This window comes from Streptomyces sp. NPDC088387 (assembly GCF_044753385.1).
Taxonomy (GTDB): Bacteria; Actinomycetota; Actinomycetes; order Streptomycetales; family Streptomycetaceae; genus Streptomyces.
Genome location: NZ_JBIVNC010000007.1, coordinates 406155 through 423111 on the forward strand (window position 1 = coordinate 406155; position 16957 = coordinate 423111).

The window sequence follows — 16957 nt, forward strand, 5'->3', positions numbered from 1 at the left end:
TCTCACCCCACGGTCGGCGGCGCCTTTAATTAGCACTGCTAGTTTACTGCCGCAGCCCTACTATGTGCGCCATGGCCCGACCGCGCAAGCCCCTGCTCAGCACCGACCGGATCGTCGCCGCGGCGCGGGAACTCGTGGACGCGGAGGGGCTCGCCGCCGTGTCCACGCGGCGGCTCGCCGCGGAGCTGGGGGTGAGCGGGCCCTCGCTCTACAACCACTTCCGCACCAAGGACGAGATCCTTGAGGCGGTCGCGGACTCGGTGAGCGCGCAGGTCGATCTGTCGATGTTCGAGGACGGGCGGGGCTGGCGGGCCGCGCTGCACGACTGGGCCGTCTCCTATCGCGGGGCCCTGCGGGACCATCCGAACATCGTGCCGGTGCTTGCCCGGGGGCCCGGGCGGCGGCCGGCCGCGCTGCGGCTTGCCGATGCGGCGTACGGGGCGATGGTGGATGCGGGGTGGCCTCCGGCCCAGGCGACGTCGATCGGGGCGTTGATGCGGTACTTCATCATGGGGTCCGCGTTGGGGTCGTTCGCCGGGGGGTTTGTGGGGGAGGCGAGTGCGTACGATCTTGCGGAGTTTCCGCGGCTTGGGCAGGCGCATTTGCTTGCGGGGCAGCAGGAGAAGGTGGATGAGCGGGCGTTCGAGGTGGGGATAACCGCGTTGCTGGACGGGTTGGAGGTGCAGTTTGCTCGGCTGGGGGGCGCGTGACGGGGTGGACGGGGTGGGTTGTGCGGTTGGGGGGCGGGTGCGGGTCGTCCGTGGCTTGTCGCGCAGTTCCCCGCGCCCCTGAAAAACACCGGGCACCCGGCGTCCCGGTGAGCCGCCTGCGTCGCGGGAAACCGCAGGCAACCGGGGTTTCGGTAGGCCGTGGTTGGTGTCCGGAAACCGCCGGAGGTTGGCTGTGCTTGGTGTCTACGCTCTGGGCATGACCAAGTTCTCGTCCGCCGGCGTTGCCGCCTCTGTGACCGTGGTGTTGTGGGCTTCCGCCTTTGTGTCCATTCGGAGTGCGGGGGACGCCTACTCGCCGGGGGCGTTGGCGTTGGGGCGGTTGCTGGCGGGGGCGTTGGCTCTTGGGGTGTTGTGTCTGGTGCGGCGGGAAGGGTTGCCGCCGCGGGGCGCCTGGCCGGGCATCGCGATGTCCGGGGTGCTGTGGTTCGGCGTCTACATGGTCGTCCTGAACTGGGGCGAGCAGGAGGTGGACGCGGGAACGGCCGCGCTCGTCGTGAACATCGGGCCGATCCTCATCGCCCTGCTGGGCGCGCGGCTGCTCGGTGACCCGATGCCGCCGCGGCTGCTGGCCGGCATGGCGGTGTCGTTCGCGGGCGCGGTGACCGTGGGGCTCTCGATGTCCGGCGGGGGCGGGTCGTCGCTGCTCGGCGTGGTGCTGTGTCTGCTGGCCGCGGTCGCGTACGCGGGCGGGGTGGTGGCGCAGAAGCCGGCGCTGGCGAAGGCGAGTGCTCTTCAGGTGACGACGTTCGGATGTCTGACGGGGGCCGTGCTCTGTCTGCCGTTCGGCCCGCAGTTGGTGACCGAGGCGGGCGACGCGCCGCTGTCGGCCACGCTCAACATGGTGTACCTGGGGCTCTTCCCGACCGCGCTCGCGTTCACGACGTGGGCGTACGCGCTGGCCCGGACGACCGCCAGCCGGATGGGCGCGACGACGTACGCGGCACCCGCCCTCGTTGTGCTGATGTCCTGGCTGCTGCTCGGCGAGGTGCCGGGGGTGCTCACGCTCGCGGGCGGGGTGCTGTGCCTGATCGGTGTGGCGGTGTCGCGGTCCCGGCCGCGCGCGTCCCGGGTCGTGGCGGGGACACCACGACCCGAGGACGTACGGGAGTCAGCGTGAGCGCGCCCGGTCGGCGAGGACCTTGATGGAGAAGAGGGCGATCACGGCGAGCCCGATGATGTAGGCGGACACCGCCATGGACGTGCCGGTCGCCTCCAGCAGCAGCACCATGACGAAGGGCGCGAGGCCACCGCCGAGGACGGCCGCGATCTGGTAGCCGAGGGAGGCGCCGGTGTAGCGCATCTCGGGGGTGAACAGCTCGGCGAACAGCGCGGCCTGGGGCCCGTACATGATGCTGAGGAAGCAGCTGGCCACGAAGGAGCCGACGCCGAGCCAGAGCAGGGACCCGGTGTCGATGAGCAGGAACAGCGGTACGGCCCACAGGCCGACGCCGGCCGCGCCGATCGCGTAGACCCGGATCCGGCCGATCCGGTCGGAGAGCGCGGCGGAGGCGGGGATCAGGACGAGCTGGGTGAGGCTGACGCAGAGCGAGACCATGAGTACCGCGTCGCGTTCCATGTCGAGTTCGCGGGTCGTGTAGTCCAGGACGCCGGTGATGATGATGTAGAACGTCGCGGTGTTCACGGCGAAGGAGCCGCCGGCCAGCAGCACCGTGCCCAGGTGGTGCCGGACGACCGTGCGCAGCGGTGACCTGCGCTCCGCCTTCTCCTGTTCGGTCAGCGCCCGCTCCGCCTCGCGGAACGCGGGTGTCTCCTCGACCCGGGTGTGGATGTACCAGGCGAGACCGAGCACCAGGACGCCCACCAGGAACGGCAGCCGCCAGCCCCACGACTCGAACCCGGAGTCGGAGGTGAAGGCACCGGTCAGCAGGAAGACCGTGTTGGCGGTGATCACGCCGATGGGCACCCCGAGCTGGACGAAGCTGCCGTAGAGGCCGCGTTTGCCCTCGGGGGCGTACTCGGTGGCGAGCAGGATCGCGCCGCCCCACTGCGCACCGACGGCGAGTCCCTGGAGGATCCGCAGCAGGACCAGCAGAAGCGGCGCCGCGACACCGATGGTCTCGTACGTGGGGAGGAGGCCGATTCCGGTGGTGGCGAGGCCCATCAGGGTCAGCGCGAAGACCAGCATCGGCTTGCGGCCGCGTTTGTCGCCGAGGTGGCCGGCGACGATGCCGCCGAGCGGGCGGGCGAGGAAGCCGACGGCGAAGGTGGCGAACGCGGCGAGGACGCCCGCGCTGGAGCTGCCGGACGGGAAGTACAGGTCGCCGAGGACCAGGGCGGCGGCGATGCCGAAGACGAAGTAGTCGTACCACTCGACCGCCGAGGCGAGGGCGGCGGCCGTCGCGACGCGGCGGCCCCGGGTGGTGTCGGGGGTGGTGGTGAGCGGCTGGGCGGAAGGTGCGGACGGGGAGTTTTCCATGGGGCACGCTCCGTGGGTGGGGACGGACCGGGGGCGGACCGGGGGCGGCTCAGGGACGGACGGCAGGCGGCTCGGGGACGGACGGGGGCGGCTCGGGGACGGACGGGAGGTGGCTAGGGGCGGCTCAACGGCGGCTTGGGTTTCGGGAACGTACTGACCGGACGGTATGGGCGTCAACAGGTCGCGCAGCAGGAGTTTTTACCTGCACATGGCATGAATCGGGGGGTGCGGACACGCGTGTGGCCCCGGCCTCGCGGGAGGCCGGGGTGCGGCGGGAGGGCGCGTTCGCGCGGGTGCTAGAAGACCACCAGCGCGCGGCCTCCCTTGCCCGCGAGCATGTTCTCGAACGCCGCCGGGATGCCGTCCAGCGCGATGTGTTCGGTGACGAGGGCGCCGAGGTCCAGTCGGCCGGCGCGGATGTGGCCGGCCAGGACCGGCAGGTCCCGCTCGGGGTCGCAGTTGCCGTAGACGCAGCCGGAGAGGGTGCGGCCCCAGTGGAAGAGTTCCAGGGCGTTGAAGGTGACCTGCTGGTCCTTGCCGCCGATGCCGACGACCGTGGTGCGCCCGCCGCGCCGGGTGGACTCCCACGCCGTACGGATGGTGACCGCGCGGCCCACGCACTCGACGGCGACGTCGACGCCCTGCTTGCCGGTGAGGGCGCGGATCTCGCGGGCGGTGCCGGCGGAGGCGACGACGTAGTCGGTGGCGCCCGCCGCGCGGGCCAGCTCCTCCTTCTCCGGGGAGACGTCCACCGCGACGATCTTCGCCGCGCCCGCGATCCGGGCCGACTGAAGGGCCGCGAGGCCGACCCCGCCGACGCCGAACACCGCGACCGTCTCGCCCTCCTGGACCCGCGCCGAGTGGTGCACGGCGCCGTAGCCGGTGAGGACCGCGCAGCCGAGGAGGGCCGCGTCGGTGAGCGGGATGCCGGACGGCAGGGGCAGTACGCAGTGGGCGGGGACGACCGTCTCCTCGGCGAACGCGGCGACGTTCAGGCCGGGGTGGAGGTCGACGCCGGCCGCGGTGCGGGCGTAGACGTCGGCGGAGCCGTTGAGGGCGTTGGCGCACAGCCAGACCTCGCCGCGCGCGCAGGCGGGGCAACTGCCGCAGGCAGGCGCCCAGTTGAGGACGACGTCGGTGCCGGGCGAGACATGGGTGACGCCCTCGCCGACGGCCAGGACCGTGCCCGCGCCCTCGTGGCCCAGCACCGCGGGCACCGGTACCCGCATGGTGCCGTCGGACAGGGACAGGTCGGAGTGGCACACCCCCGCCGCGGCGAGCCGGATCCGGACCTGGCCGGGGCCGGGGTCGGGCAGCTCGATGTCGGTGATCTCCAGCGGGGCGCCCACTTCGGGCAGGACGGCGGCGCGGACCACGGCACGCTCCTCGGGGTAGCGGGGGCTCAGAACTGAAGGGACTTGGTCTGGAGGTACTCGGTGAGACCGTGCACACCCAGCTCGCGGCCGACGCCGGACTGCTTGTAACCGCCGAACGGGGCCCGCGGGTTGAAGCGGCCGCCGTTGATGTCGACCTGTCCGGTGTCCAGCCGGCGCGCGAAGGCGACCGCCTCGTCCTCGTCGCCCGCCCACACGGCTCCGGCGAGCCCGTACACGGTGCCGTTGGCGATCCGCAGGGCGTCCGCCTCGTCCTCGTAGCGCAGGATCGACAAGACAGGGCCGAAGATCTCCTCCTGGGCGATGGTCATGTCCTCGGTGACGTCGGCGAAGACGGTCGGGCTGACGAAGTAGCCCTGCTCGTGCGGTGCTTCGGGGCCGCCGGCGACCAGCCGGGCGCCCTCGGCAACACCCCGCTCGATGTAACCGCGCACGCGCGCCTGCTGCTTGGCGTTGACGAGCGGGCCGATGCGCTCGCCGTACTTGGCGGCGGCCGCGGTCGCGAGGGCGACGGCCTCGTCGTACTGGTCGCGGTGGACCAGCATGCGGGTCCAGGCGCTGCACGTCTGGCCGGAGTTGGCCATCACGTTGGCCACGCCGACGCCGACGGCCCTGGCCAGGTCGGCGCTGGGCAGGATCACGTTGGCGGACTTGCCGCCGAGTTCCAGGGCGACCCGCTTGATCGCGGCGCCCGCGGTCGTCGCGATGGTGCGGCCGACGGCGGTGGAGCCGGTGAAGGAGACCAGGTCGACGCCCGGGTGCTCGGCGAGCGCCTGGCCCGCCACCGGTCCGAGGCCCGTGACCAGGTTGAACACACCCGCCGGTACGCCCGCCTCGTGGACCGCCTCGGCGAACAGCTGGGCGGTGAGCGGGGTGTCCTCGGCGGGCTTGAGGACCACGGTGCAGCCCGCGGCGAGGGCCGGGGCGACCTTGGCGACGATCTGGTGGAGCGGGTAGTTCCAGGGGGTGATCGCGCCGACGACGCCGATCGGCTCCTGGAACACGGTCGAGTTGCCGACCTTCTCCTCGAAGGCGAACGTGGCGGCCAGTTCGGCGTAGGAACCGGCGACCGCGACCGGCAGGGTGGCGTGCACGGCCTGTGAGAAGGCGAGCGGGGAGCCGAGTTCGGCGGTGACGGTCTCGGCGATCTCGTCCTTGCGCGCTGCCAGGACGTCCCGCAGCGCCGCGAGCCGGGCGGCCCGGTCGGCCGGGGGTGTGGCCGCCCAGCCGGGGAGCGCGGCGCGCGCCGCGCGTACCGCCGCGTCGACGTCCACCGCGCTGCCCGCGGGAACCCGGCCGATCACCTGCTCGTCGGCCGGGTTCACCACGTCGATCAGCTCGGGCCCCGCGGCCGGGCGCCATGCGCCGTCGATGTACATCCCGTCCTGGGCCTTCATGGTGTGCCTCCCGAGGCAGCGCTGTCGCCGGTCGCCGGTCGCCGACAGCCCAAACTAGCGGCGATAGTTTTCCGGCGCCAGGGGCGTCCCGGCCGGAGCGGCCTGAGCGGCCGGAACCGGCCGGGACGCGGGAGGGAGGTAGGCGGTCACGTGGGAGGGAGGGAGGCGGTCACGTGGGAGGTAGGCGGTCACGTGGGTAGGAAGTGACCCCGCCTTCATACCCAAGGTCAGAAGTCGACCCGGATCCTGTCGTCCGCGCGGCCCACCGACTCCTGCCCGAAGGCCTTCTCGTAGTCCCGGCGGATCTCCTCGATCTTGCGGTCCCCGGGCCTCGCGTCGGCGACCGGGTAGAGCAGGATCAGCTCGTAGGAGCGCTCCTTCTCGATCGTGCCGGTGGCGTCACGCCACTGGCCGCGCCCGCTCTGGACGGTCAGCCCGTCGGGGAAGGACGGCGTGACCTCCTTGTCGATGAAGGCCATGAACTGCTTGTCGGTGACCGCGGGGCCGCCGTCGGGCCGCGCCGTGCCGAAGAACAGCCTGGTCTCCATGAACTGGTCCCCGCGCACGGGAGCGGACGTGGCGGCCGTGTTGTCGGATCCGTCGAGGGTCGCGTAGGCGGCGGTCGGCGCGGCCACCGCCACGAGGACTCCGGCGGTGACGAGCGCGGCACGGGTGCGGGTCAGCTGAAGATTCATGTCCCATGACCTACGGGATCCCGGACCGCCGTGTCCCGTCGGCGCGCCGCACGGCACGGATCTGTTCACCAAAGCGGTGACCTCCCACGCACGCGGGGAAGTCGCCGCGCAGGTAAGGGAGTTGCCGGTCACGTACGGGAGTCGCCACTCAGGTACGGGAGTTGCCGGTCATGTACGAGAGTCGCCACTCAGGTACGGGAGTTGCCGCTCGTCCTCCGGCGGAGGCGGCCGGGCCGCTCGGACGGGCGTCCCGGTTCGCGGGCCGGTGAGCGCAGACCGACGCCCGCCGACAGGAGCAGCAGCGCGCCCAGCATCACGAACGGCGCCGCCACACCCGCGACTCCGGCGACCAGGCCCGCTCCGGCGGGCGCGGCGACCTGGCCGAGCCGGTTGCCGGTGAGCCGGAGCGCGAGGGCCGTGGAGCGGGCGGCCTCGGGGGCAGCCTGCACCACCGTCGTCATGGACAGCGGCTGGCCCACACCGAGGCAGAAGCCCAGCGCGGCGAGCATCAGGGCCAGCGCCCACACCGGTACCGGCAGTGCGATGCCCGCGCAGAGCAGACCGCCGAGCAGACAGGTGACGGTGAGCAGAAGCGTGCGGCCCAGCTTCAGCAGCGGGGTGAGCACCAGCCGGCACGCGATGGTGGCCGCCGCCCGCAGGCTGAGCAGCAGGCCGATCACGGACGGGGCGATGCCGCGGTGCTCGCCCACCACCGGCAGGTAGGCGGTGAGCACGTCGGTCGCGGAGAGCACGGAGAGGCTGATCAGGATGCCCGCGGGCACACCCCGGGAGCCGAGGATCCGCCGGACCGGCACCGGATCGCCCCGCTCGGTACGGGACTTGACCCGCGTACGGTCCTCTATCCGCCACAGCGAGGTGAACGCGACCGCGCCGCCGGCCCCGGCGACCACCAGGGCGAGCGCGCTGCTCCCCGCCATGTCGTGGCCGCCGATCAGCGCCCCGGCCGCGATCGGGCCGACGAGCTGGCCGAGGGAGGCGCCGATGGTGAAGTGGCCGAAGTTGCGGTCCTGTTCGTGCGGCTCGGACTGGCGGGCGACGAGCGACTGGGCGCCGATGACGAAGCTCAGGTGGCCGAGGCCCATCACGCCGCTCCAGACCGCCATCGTCCAGAGCGAGCCGGCGAGTCCGCTGAGCACGCAGCCGCCGGAGATCAGGACCACACCGACGGGCAGCAGGGGCGCACAGCGACCGTGGTCGGTACGGCGGCCCAGGGGCACGGCGGCGAACAGCGGGAGCAGCGCGTACACACCGGCGATGACACCGACGGCCCGTTCGTCGGCGCCCAGCGCGAGGGCCCGGTAGGAGACGGCGGGGCGTGCCATCGACACCGCCGCCTGCGCGAAGCTGAAGGCGATGACGAGGCGGAGCAGCCAGCCGCGGTTCCTGCCGGGCCTCACGTGTGATCCTCCCGGTGATGGGGCGAGGGGCGTTCGGGGAAAGGCCGGGGAGAGGTCAGATGATGCCGAACAGGATGGCGGACCCGAGGACCACCAGGGACGTCAGGGCCGCCCACTTCACGACGAACCGGGTGTGGTCGCCGAACTCCACCCTGGCCATGCCGACGAGGACGTAGACGGCCGGGACGAGCGGGCTGGACATGTGCAGCGGCTGGCCGACGATCGAGGCGCGGGCCATCTCCAGCGGGGTGACGCCGTGGGCGGCGCCCGCCTCGGTGAGGACGGGCAGGACACCGAAGTAGAAGCCGTCGTTGGACATGAAGTAGGTGAGCGGGATGCTCAGCAGTCCGGTGACGATGCCCATGTGCGGGCCCATGCCGCTGGGGATGATGTCGACGAGCCAGGTGGCCATGGAGTCGACCATGCCGGTGCCCTGGAGCACTCCGGTGAAGACGGCGGCGGCGAAGACCATGCCGGAGACGTTCAGCACGTTGTCGGCGTGGGCCGCGAGACGGGCCCGCTGGTCCGGGATCCGGGGGAAGTTGACGGTGAGGGCGAGCGCGGCGCCGAGCAGGAACAGCACCGGGATCGGCAGCACCTCCATGATCATGGCGGTGAGCAGGGCGACCGTGAGCAGCGCGTTGAACCAGAGCAGCTTGGGGCGCAGGGTGGGGCGGTGGGGGTCCAGGCCCTGGAAGTCGTCGTCGTCACCGTCGGCCTCGGCGCCGGTTCCCGAACCGCCCCCGGCCGCAGCCCCGTTGCCCTTGCCGTCGCTCTTGTCGAGGCGCACCTTCCCGGCGTCGGCGCCCGCACCCGGGCCGCCGCCACCGACCAGCACCGTCTCCTTCTCCTCGACCGGCTCCTCGAGCACCTCGTCCAGCGTCAGCACACCGAGCCGCCGGCGCTCGCGCAGTCCGAGGACGTAGGACAGGACGAGCACGGCGAGCAGGCCGACGGCGAGGGCGGGGATCATCGGGACGAAGATGTCGCTGGCGTCCAGCTTCAGCGCGGTGGCGGCGCGGGCCGTCGGTCCGCCCCAGGGCAGGGTGTTCATCACGCCGTTGGCGGTGGCGGCGACGCCGGTCATCACGACGAGGCTCATCTTGAGGCGTTTGTACAGCGGGTACATCGCCGACACCGTGATCATGAACGTGGTGGAGCCGTCGCCGTCCAGTGACACGATCGCGGCGAGCAGGGCCGTACCGACGACGATCCGCATCGGGTCGGCCTTGCAGAACTTCAGGATCCCCTTGACGATCGGGTCGAAGAGGCCGACGTCGATCATCACCCCGAAGTAGACGATCGCGAACATCAGCATGGCCGCGGTGGGGGCGAGGCTGGAGACCCCGTCGATGACGTAGTCGCCGAGGTGCGCGCCCTTGCCCACGAACACACAGAAGAGTGCGGGGATGAGCACCAGCGCCGCGATCGGCGACATCTTCTTCAGCATGATCAGGACCAGGAAGGTCGCGATCATGGCGAAGCCGAGGATGGTCAGCATGTCTGGATACCTAACGTTCGCCCTTGAACTCCCACCAGGGCCGGCGGTGCGACGACGTTAGGTCCCGTCAATTGGCGTTAACAAGATGTTGACGTGCGAGCAATAAGCGCAGAACTCCTGGTCACAGCTTTGCTCAGGTCAGCGCGGCGAGCTTTTCCGCGACGGGGGCGACTTCCACGGGCACTCCGTTGAGGACCGCGTTGCCGGAGAGCGGGTCGAGGAGGCTGCCGTCGAGCAGCTGGTTGACGTTGGCGCCGGGGTCCTTCGCCGCGTGGCTGAGCCGGGTGCCGGGACGGTCGTGTCCCCAGCCGTGCGGGAGGCTGACCACACCGGGCCGGACGGTGTCGGTGACCTCCGCGGGGGCGGTCACCTCTCCCCCGGCGCCCTTGATCCGCACGGGCTCGCCGTCGCGCACGCCGAGCCGGGCGGCGTCGTCGGGGTGGATGTGCGCGGCCCAGCGGTTGGTGCCGCCGGTGAGGGCGGGGACGTTGTGCATCCAGCTGTTGTTGGAGCGCAGATGGCGGCGGCCGACGAGGAGCAGTCCGTCGGTGCGCTGCGCCAGCGTCTCGCGGAGGCGGGGCAGGTCGCCGGCGATCGGCGCGGGCAGCAGTTCCACGCGGCCGCTGACGGTCTTCAGGGACTGCGGGAGCCGGGGCGCGAGCGGTCCGAGGTCGATGCCGTGCGGGTGTGCGAGCAGCCTGTCCAGGGTGAGTCCGCCGGGTTCGGCGCCGAAGCCGTCGCCGTAGGGGCCGAGGCGCAGCATCAGGTCGAGCCGGCGTTCGGGGCCGGTCTCGCCGGTGAGCCGGGCGGCGAGTTCGCGCGGGTCGCGGCCGTGCACGGGCGAGTGGCTCTGGCGTACGGCCTTGGTGAGGGTCTGGTCGATCACCATCGTGTCGACCGTGTCCGGGTCGGCGCCGTGCATGCCGGAGACGGCGAGGACCAGCCGGGCGAGGATCTCGGTCTCGGCCATGCGGCCGGGCTCCAGGGGGACGGCGGCGCGGGTGTAGCGGACCTGGTTGTGGATGGCGAGGGCGTTGAACGCGAAGTCGTGGTGCGGGCTCTGCGAGGGCGGCGGCGGGGGCAGCACGACGTCGGCGTGGCGCGAGGACTCGTTGAGGTACGGGTCGACGCTGACCATGAAGTCGAGGGAGTCCAGGGCCTTGTCGAGGCGGTCGCCGTCGGGCGCGGAGAGCACCGGGTTGGTGGCGACGGCGATCAGGGCCTTGATGGGCTCGCCCTCGGCGGTGGCGGTGTCGATCTCCTCGGCGAGCGCGGCCAGCGGCAGTTCGCCCTTGGCCTCCGGGTGGTGGCTGACCCGGGAGTGCCAGCGGCCCAGCCGGAAGCCGTGGCCCGGACCGGCCGGGCGGGGTGTCTTGTCGGTGGCGGCCTGCGGGAAGAGCGCGCCGCCGGGCCGGTCGAGGTTGCCGGTGAGGATGTTCAGTACGTCGACGAGCCAGCTGGCGAGGGTGCCGTGCGGGACCGTGCAGCTGCCGATCCGGGCGTAGACGGCGGCGGTGGGCGCGGCGGCGAGCTCACGGGCGAGGACCCGGATCGTCCCGGCGTCCACGTCGCAGGCCCCGGTGACCGCCTCGGGGGTGAAGTCCCTTACGGCGTCCTGGAGTTCGGCCAGGTCCTGGACGTGCGGGGCGAGGTGGGCGAGGTCGACCAGGTCCTCGTCGAAGAGGACGTGGGCCATGGCCGCGAGGAGCAGGGCGTCGGTGCCGGGGCGGACCGCGATGTGCCGGTCGGCGAGTTTCGCGGTGCGGGTGCGGCGCGGGTCGACGACGGTGAGGGTGCCGCCGCGGGCCTTGAGCGCCTTGAGCCGGCCGGGGAAGTCGGGTGCGGTGCACAGACTGCCGTTGGACTCCAGGGGGTTGGCGCCGATCAGCAGCAGATGGTCGGTGCGGTCGAGGTCGGGCACCGGGATGGCGAAGGCGTCGCCGAAGAGCAGTCCGCTGGAGACGTGCTTGGGCATCTGGTCGACGGTGGACGCGGTGAACAGGCTGCGGGTGCCGAGTCCGGCGATGAGTACGGGGGGATAGAGGGCGCCGGCGACGGTGTGCACGTTGGGGTTGCCGAGGACCAGGCCGACCGCGTGCGGGCCGTACCGTTCGAGGACCGGGCGGATGCCGGCGGCGACCGCGTCGAAGGCCTCCTCCCAGGTGGCCTCGCGCAGTTCGCCGTCCTTGCGGACGAGGGGGCCGCGCAGCCGGTCGGGGTCGGCGTCGACGGCCCCGAAGGACGCGCCCTTGGGGCAGATGAACCCCTTGCTGAAGACGTCCTCGCGGTCGCCGCGGGCGCCTGTGACCCGGGTCCCCTCGATGGTCAGCGTGAGCCCGCAGGTGGCCTCGCACAACGGGCAGATTCGCAGGGCGGTGCGGGACACGGGTCCTCCCGGGGTCACGGCAACGGTGGCGCACGGACTGGTGCCGAGCATACCGACCGGTATGCAGGTGCGGGAGGGGGCGGGCACCCTGCGCCGGGCGAGGGCTTGTGCGGGCCGGTGTCAGTCCAGGACGCGCCCCAGGTACGCCCGCAGCAGTTCCCGCATCTCCTGGATGATCCGCTCGTCGCCCTGCTTCTCGACCCGGAAGGCCAGGTGGACCAGGGTGTCGGCGGTCTCGACGGCGACCAGGAAGACACGGCGCAGGTCCTCCTCGCCGGGGTCGCGGCCGAGATAGCCGGAGAGCAGGGCGGTGAGGCGGTCGGCGACCCGGTGGTTGGGTTCGGCATGGCGGGCGCCGACCGGGATCTGGTTGCCGAAGTCGACCAGGGAGAAGCCCGGCGCGGTGCGCTTCATGGCGAGGTACTCGTCGAGCACGGCGTCGAGCGCGTCGCGCCAGCCGCCGGCCTCCAGGCTCCGCAGCCGCTCCCCCACCCGCTCGGTGAACCGCTCCAGGTTGCGCTGGGCGAGCGCGTCGACCATGGCCCGCTTGTTGCCGAAGAAGCGGTACACCGACCCGATGGGGACGCTCGCGCGCTGCGCGACGGTTCGGGTGCTGAGGGCGTCGTAGCCGACCTCGTCGAGGAGTTCGGCGCACGCGTCGAGGATCCGGGTCAGCCGCTCGGCGCTGCGGCGCTGCACGGGGGCACGGCGAAGCGAGGTCGCATGGGGCACGGGCATCATGATGCCTTTCCGCCGGGGACGGGTGAAGCGGGCGTCCGCGATCGGGCACGGGCACTGCCCGTACGGGCAGCCGTGGACGACGGAACCGACTCCCAGTACGCACACGCGTGCCCGGTGTGCTCAGCTACGACGCGGGCCCCGGGTCGGAGACGGTGATGTCGGCCGTGGACTCGACGGGGTCGCCGTCCGCCGCCCAGACGGTGCCGTCGTCGGCGTAGAGCCGGACGGTGACGTGGTGGGTGCCGCGGGAGACGAGGTCCGCGGAGAGCCGGTGGCGGGGTGTGTGCAGGTCGACGACCGGGCGTCCGTCGATGAAGAGCCGGGCCACACCCCGGCCCCAGACGGCCTCGGGCGCGGTGCCGACCGGGGAGAAGGTGAAGTCCTCGACGGTCAGCCGGACCTCCCAGCCGCCGTCGCCGACCGGCTGCACCACTATGTCGACCTCGGGGGCGTCCCGCTCCTCGACCTCGCGGAAGTGCCGTCCGTCCTCGTCGGTGTCGTCCAGGACCTTGCCGACCGGGTAGGCACGGTCCTGCGCGGTCTCCCGGCCGCCACTGGAGTCACAGGCCGCGGATCCGGTCGCCAGCAGGACACAGACCGCGAGCACGGCAAGAGGTCCCCGTCTCCACGACATACGGGGAGCGTAGAACACCGGTGCGACACCACGAATCCGTCTGGAGTCTGGTTCTTGTCGCCCTCCGAGTAGTCCGAGAAGAGGAGGCCGAGCACCGGGGGACGACTCCGGCACCACCCAGGACACACCTCTTGCGCCCACCCACTCGCAATCCTATGGTGAAGCATAGGAATCGGAGCCAAGGGAGTACCGAAGATGAGCGGGGACGCGCGCAAGACGGCCGAGGCGCTGGCCTACCTCTCCGGGTTCGGCAACGAGCACAGTTCGGAGGCGGTGCCGGGCGCCCTGCCCGAGGGCCGCAACGCGCCCCAGCGGGCCCCGCTCGGGCTCTACGCGGAGCAGCACAGCGGCACCGCGTTCACCGAGCCGAGGGCGCACAACCGCCGCTCCTGGGTGTACCGGATCCGCCCCTCGGCCGCGCATCCGGCCTTCACCCGCGCCGAGAACGGCGCGATCCGCACGGCCCCCTTCACCGAGTCCGTGCCCGACCCGAACCGGCTGCGCTGGAACCCGCTGCCCGAGCCCGCCGCCGGCACGGACTTCCTCGCCGGACTGTGGACGCTCGGCGGCAACGGCGACGCCACCCAGCGCACCGGCACGGCCGTGCACCTCTACCACGCCAACGCCTCGATGGACCGGGTGTTCAGCGACGCGGACGGCGAGCTGCTGATCGTGCCGGAGCAGGGCGGACTGCTGCTGCGCACCGAGTTCGGGCTGCTGCACGTCGAGCCCGGCCATGTCGCCCTGCTTCCGCGCGGGGTCCGCTTCCGCGTCGAACTGCTGGACGCCACGGCCCGCGGCTACGTCTGCGAGAACTACGGCGCCCCCTTCACCCTCCCCGACCTGGGCCCGATCGGCGCCAACGGCCTGGCGAACGCAAGGGACTTCCACGCTCCCGTCGCCGCGTACGAGGACGTGGAGGGACCGGTCGAGGTCGTCAACAAGTTCTGCGGCAACCTCTGGACGGCCACCTACGACCACTCCCCGCTCGACGTCGTCGCCTGGCACGGCAACCATGTGCCGTACGTCTACGACCTGCGCCGCTTCAACGTCATCGGGTCCATCTCCTACGACCACCCCGACCCGTCGATCTTCACCGTACTGACGTCCCCGTCGGACACCCCCGGGCTGGCCGGCGTCGACTTCGTGGTGTTCGCGCCGCGCTGGCTGGTCGGCGAGAACACCTTCCGGCCGCCGTACTTCCACCGGAACGTGATGAGCGAGTACATGGGCCTGATCGAAGGCGCCTACGACGCGAAGGCCGAGGGATTCGTGCCGGGCGGCGGCTCGCTGCACAACATGATGTCGGCGCACGGCCCCGACCGGGAGACGTTCGACCGCGCGAGCGCCGCCGAACTGAAGCCCCAGAAGATCGACGACGGCCTGGCCTTCATGTTCGAAACCCGCTGGCCGATCACCCTCACCCCCCAGGCAGCGAGCGCCGACCACCTCCAGCCGCACTACGACGACGTCTGGCGGGGCATGGAACGGCACTTCCGTTCGCAGTGACGGTCGTTCACCCGGTTGCACGGAAGATTCTCTGCCGGTACGGATGACCTCGTGACCTCCTTCGCCCCGGACTCCGTCGTCCTCAACCGCAAGCTGCCGCTCTGGTACCAGGTGTCGCAGTCGCTGCGCGCCTCGATCCTCGGCCGCTCGGCGCAGGACTCGCTGCGGCTGCCCACCGAGGAGCAGCTCGCGGGCCACTACGGCGTGAGTGTGCTGACCATGCGGCAGGCGCTGAAGGAGCTGGAGGACGAGGGGCTGATCACCCGGCACCGGCGCCGGGGCACGTTCATCGAGCCGACGGCCACGCGGGGTGCCCCGGTACGGCTGCTCGGGTCGGTGGACGCCATCGTCGCCCAGCAGTCCGGCATGACGACCGAACTGCTCGGCCACGGGCGCGCGGCGGTGCCCGCCGAACTCGCCGAGTACTTCCCGGACGTCCCGGAGACGGGCACGTACCACCGGCTGCGCGGTGACGAGAAGACCGGCGAGCCGACCAACCACGTCCGCAACCACGTCCGTCCGGAGCTGGCCGACCGGATCGACCCGGACGATCTGGTGCGGTGGCCGATGACGAAGGTGCTGCGGGATGTCGTCGGGGCGGACATCAGCCGGATCACGGACACCGTGGAGGCCCGGCTCGCCGATCCGGAGACCGCCCGGCTGCTCCAAGTCCCGCTGCTCAGCCCGATCCTGCACTACACGGGCGTCTCGTACGACACGGGCGGGCGGGTGCTGGACGTTGCGATCATTCACTACCGCGGCGACCGGTTCTCGTTCACGGTGACCCTCGATGCCACGTGAGCGCTTCGCCGGGAGGGGAAGACGCCGAACACGCTGCGGGCCGGCGGGGGCTGGTCGCGCCCACGCGTCGGAGCCGCACATCGTTGCGGCCCCGCGCCCCCCTTGGCGGCGCTCGTGGCATCGTACGATGCAGAGCGTGACGCGCGACCAAGCTCCGCTGCTCGCGGACCTCATGCCGTGGTCCGTCGCACCGCCGCGGCTCGGCCGGGGGTGGCCGACGGCCCCCGACCCGGCGTCCCTGAAGGCCCGCTGGGACGCCCTGCTGAAGGCCCAGGGCCCGGACCGCGAGGCCCTGTTCGAGCCGACGCGCTCACGCACCCTGCACACGGCGGTCGGCAGGCTGCCCGGCCAGTCCAGTGGTACGGAGCGTCTGGTGCGGGCGTCGGGCCCGTGCCCGGAACCGGTGCGCGCGCTCCTCGCCCCCTTCGACGAACAGTGGCTGATCCCCGACCACCGGCTGATCGACGCGGCCCGCCCCGAGCTGTGGCGGGTCGCGGACGAGCAGCAGGTGTTCGTCGTCGAGACCGCGGCCACCCCGGACGCCACCGGCCCGCTCCTGCTCGCCACCGCGCGACTGCCGCTGCTGCGTCCGGGCCGGATCCGCCCCCTGTACCGCCGCCCCGGCGCCACCGAACCCAACCTCGCGCCCGGCCTGCGCGCCCACCTGGCCGCCCGCCTCGGCCACGAACCGGCTCCGCTCGACGTCCTCGCCTGGATCCTCGCGACCACCCGCCACTCCCCCGCCGGCCGGCGCGTCCCGCTCACCGCCGATCCCGAACTCTGGGCGCGGGGCGTCGACCTGGGCGGCCGTGTCCTCCGGCTGATGCGCCCCGCGGGCGACCGCCCCAAGCTCCCGGGCGGCCGGCGCCCGTACGTCCGCGCACCGCTGCCGGCCCGCCCGGTGACCCTCGACTACGACCCCGAGGAGGAGGCCCTGCTCCTCGACGAGGGCCGCATCTCCCCCGTCCCGGCACAGGCGTGGGACTACACGGTGGACGGCGTCCGGGTCCTGGAACAGTGGTTCACGGCCCGCACGGCAACGCCCGAACCGGGCACACTGACCGCGATCCGCCCCACGACCTGGCCCCAGACCTGGACCTCAGAACTCCTCGAACTGATCACGGTCCTGGCACTGCTGGCAGAACTCCCGCCGCTGGACGACGAGTTCAAGTCCCCCATCACAACAGCCGACCTGCGGAACGCAGATGTACTACCGGTACCGGACACGACCCGCCGCCCGGCATCAGTACTGGACGCCCACGAGGAGGGCCCCGAGGGCCAACTGGCCTTGATCTGAGAGGCGCGACAAGCCA

Annotated in this window: 14 protein-coding genes; 5 read left to right on the top strand and 9 right to left on the bottom strand. The window is 72.1% G+C overall.

The window, feature by feature from the left end; all coding sequences use genetic code 11:
- The first annotated feature begins 71 nt into the window (after positions 1–71).
- Complete coding sequence (locus ACIQAC_RS21275; protein ID WP_402193248.1) at positions 72–710, top strand: TetR/AcrR family transcriptional regulator; 639 nt, start codon at positions 72–74, stop codon at positions 708–710.
- 217 nt (positions 711–927) lie between these two features.
- Positions 928–1848, top strand: a complete 921-nt coding sequence (locus ACIQAC_RS21280; RefSeq protein WP_402193249.1) for a DMT family transporter — start codon at positions 928–930, stop codon at positions 1846–1848.
- Here ACIQAC_RS21280 and ACIQAC_RS21285 read toward each other — a convergent pair.
- The 9 genes from ACIQAC_RS21285 to ACIQAC_RS21325 form a co-directional block, all read right to left on the bottom strand.
- Positions 1840–3168 (bottom strand): MFS transporter, encoded by a 1329-nt coding sequence (locus ACIQAC_RS21285; RefSeq protein WP_402193251.1) that lies wholly within the window; start codon positions 3166–3168, stop codon positions 1840–1842. The genes ACIQAC_RS21280 and ACIQAC_RS21285 overlap by 9 nt on opposite strands.
- A gap of 296 nt (positions 3169–3464) precedes the next feature.
- Entirely contained in the window at positions 3465–4544 is a 1080-nt protein-coding gene (locus tag ACIQAC_RS21290) for a Zn-dependent alcohol dehydrogenase (protein ID WP_402193252.1), read from the bottom strand.
- A 26-nt stretch (positions 4545–4570) separates the two neighbouring features.
- Complete coding sequence (locus tag ACIQAC_RS21295) at positions 4571–5959, bottom strand: aldehyde dehydrogenase family protein (RefSeq protein WP_402193254.1); 1389 nt, start codon at positions 5957–5959, stop codon at positions 4571–4573.
- A 227-nt stretch (positions 5960–6186) separates the two neighbouring features.
- On the bottom strand, positions 6187–6654 hold the full coding sequence (locus tag ACIQAC_RS21300) for a DUF3574 domain-containing protein (protein WP_402193255.1): 468 nt from the start codon (positions 6652–6654) through the stop codon (positions 6187–6189).
- Positions 6655–6842: 188 nt separating this feature from the next.
- Positions 6843–8072, bottom strand: a complete 1230-nt coding sequence (locus ACIQAC_RS21305) for an MFS transporter (RefSeq protein ID WP_402193257.1) — start codon at positions 8070–8072, stop codon at positions 6843–6845.
- Between the two features lie 55 nt (positions 8073–8127).
- Entirely contained in the window at positions 8128–9573 is a 1446-nt protein-coding gene (locus ACIQAC_RS21310; RefSeq protein WP_402193258.1) for a CitMHS family transporter, read from the bottom strand.
- Between the two features lie 133 nt (positions 9574–9706).
- The gene (locus tag ACIQAC_RS21315; RefSeq protein WP_402193260.1) at positions 9707–11959 is read right to left on the bottom strand and encodes a molybdopterin oxidoreductase family protein; all 2253 of its coding nucleotides are present in this window, start codon (positions 11957–11959) and stop codon (positions 9707–9709) included.
- A gap of 120 nt (positions 11960–12079) precedes the next feature.
- Positions 12080–12700: a TetR family transcriptional regulator gene (locus ACIQAC_RS21320; RefSeq protein ID WP_402193261.1), complete on the bottom strand. Its 621-nt coding sequence runs from the start codon at positions 12698–12700 to the stop codon at positions 12080–12082.
- 124 nt (positions 12701–12824) lie between these two features.
- Entirely contained in the window at positions 12825–13334 is a 510-nt protein-coding gene (locus tag ACIQAC_RS21325) for a hypothetical protein (protein ID WP_402193263.1), read from the bottom strand.
- 195 nt (positions 13335–13529) lie between these two features.
- Here ACIQAC_RS21325 and hmgA point away from each other — a divergent pair, with 195 nt between their 5' ends.
- The 3 genes from hmgA (at position 13530) to ACIQAC_RS21340 (ending at position 16941) form a co-directional block, all read left to right on the top strand.
- Entirely contained in the window at positions 13530–14843 is a 1314-nt protein-coding gene (gene hmgA / locus ACIQAC_RS21330; RefSeq protein ID WP_402193264.1) for a homogentisate 1,2-dioxygenase, read from the top strand.
- A 51-nt stretch (positions 14844–14894) separates the two neighbouring features.
- Positions 14895–15644 carry a GntR family transcriptional regulator gene (locus ACIQAC_RS21335; protein ID WP_402193266.1) on the top strand — a complete coding sequence of 250 codons (750 nt, stop codon included), beginning with the start codon at positions 14895–14897 and terminating at the stop codon, positions 15642–15644.
- A gap of 127 nt (positions 15645–15771) precedes the next feature.
- Positions 15772–16941, top strand: coding sequence for a type ISP restriction/modification enzyme (locus tag ACIQAC_RS21340; RefSeq protein WP_402193267.1), 1170 nt, complete (start codon positions 15772–15774; stop codon positions 16939–16941).
- Positions 16942–16957 lie beyond the last annotated feature (16 nt).

Excerpts from the sequence above, each read along its gene's own strand:
- ACIQAC_RS21340 (WP_402193267.1), top strand. The coding sequence starts at position 15,772 with ATGCAGAGCGTGACGCGCGACCAAGCTCCGCTGCTCGCGGACCTCATG.
- ACIQAC_RS21295 (WP_402193254.1), bottom strand. The coding sequence starts at position 5,959 with ATGAAGGCCCAGGACGGGATGTACATCGACGGCGCATGGCGCCCGGCC.
- ACIQAC_RS21320 (WP_402193261.1), bottom strand. The coding sequence starts at position 12,700 with ATGATGCCCGTGCCCCATGCGACCTCGCTTCGCCGTGCCCCCGTGCAG.
- ACIQAC_RS21285 (WP_402193251.1), bottom strand. The coding sequence starts at position 3,168 with ATGGAAAACTCCCCGTCCGCACCTTCCGCCCAGCCGCTCACCACCACC.
- ACIQAC_RS21310 (WP_402193258.1), bottom strand. The coding sequence starts at position 9,573 with ATGCTGACCATCCTCGGCTTCGCCATGATCGCGACCTTCCTGGTCCTG.
- hmgA (WP_402193264.1), top strand. The coding sequence starts at position 13,530 with ATGAGCGGGGACGCGCGCAAGACGGCCGAGGCGCTGGCCTACCTCTCC.
- ACIQAC_RS21300 (WP_402193255.1), bottom strand. The coding sequence starts at position 6,654 with ATGAATCTTCAGCTGACCCGCACCCGTGCCGCGCTCGTCACCGCCGGA.
- ACIQAC_RS21325 (WP_402193263.1), bottom strand. The coding sequence starts at position 13,334 with ATGTCGTGGAGACGGGGACCTCTTGCCGTGCTCGCGGTCTGTGTCCTG.
- ACIQAC_RS21280 (WP_402193249.1), top strand. The coding sequence starts at position 928 with ATGACCAAGTTCTCGTCCGCCGGCGTTGCCGCCTCTGTGACCGTGGTG.
- ACIQAC_RS21275 (WP_402193248.1), top strand. The coding sequence starts at position 72 with ATGGCCCGACCGCGCAAGCCCCTGCTCAGCACCGACCGGATCGTCGCC.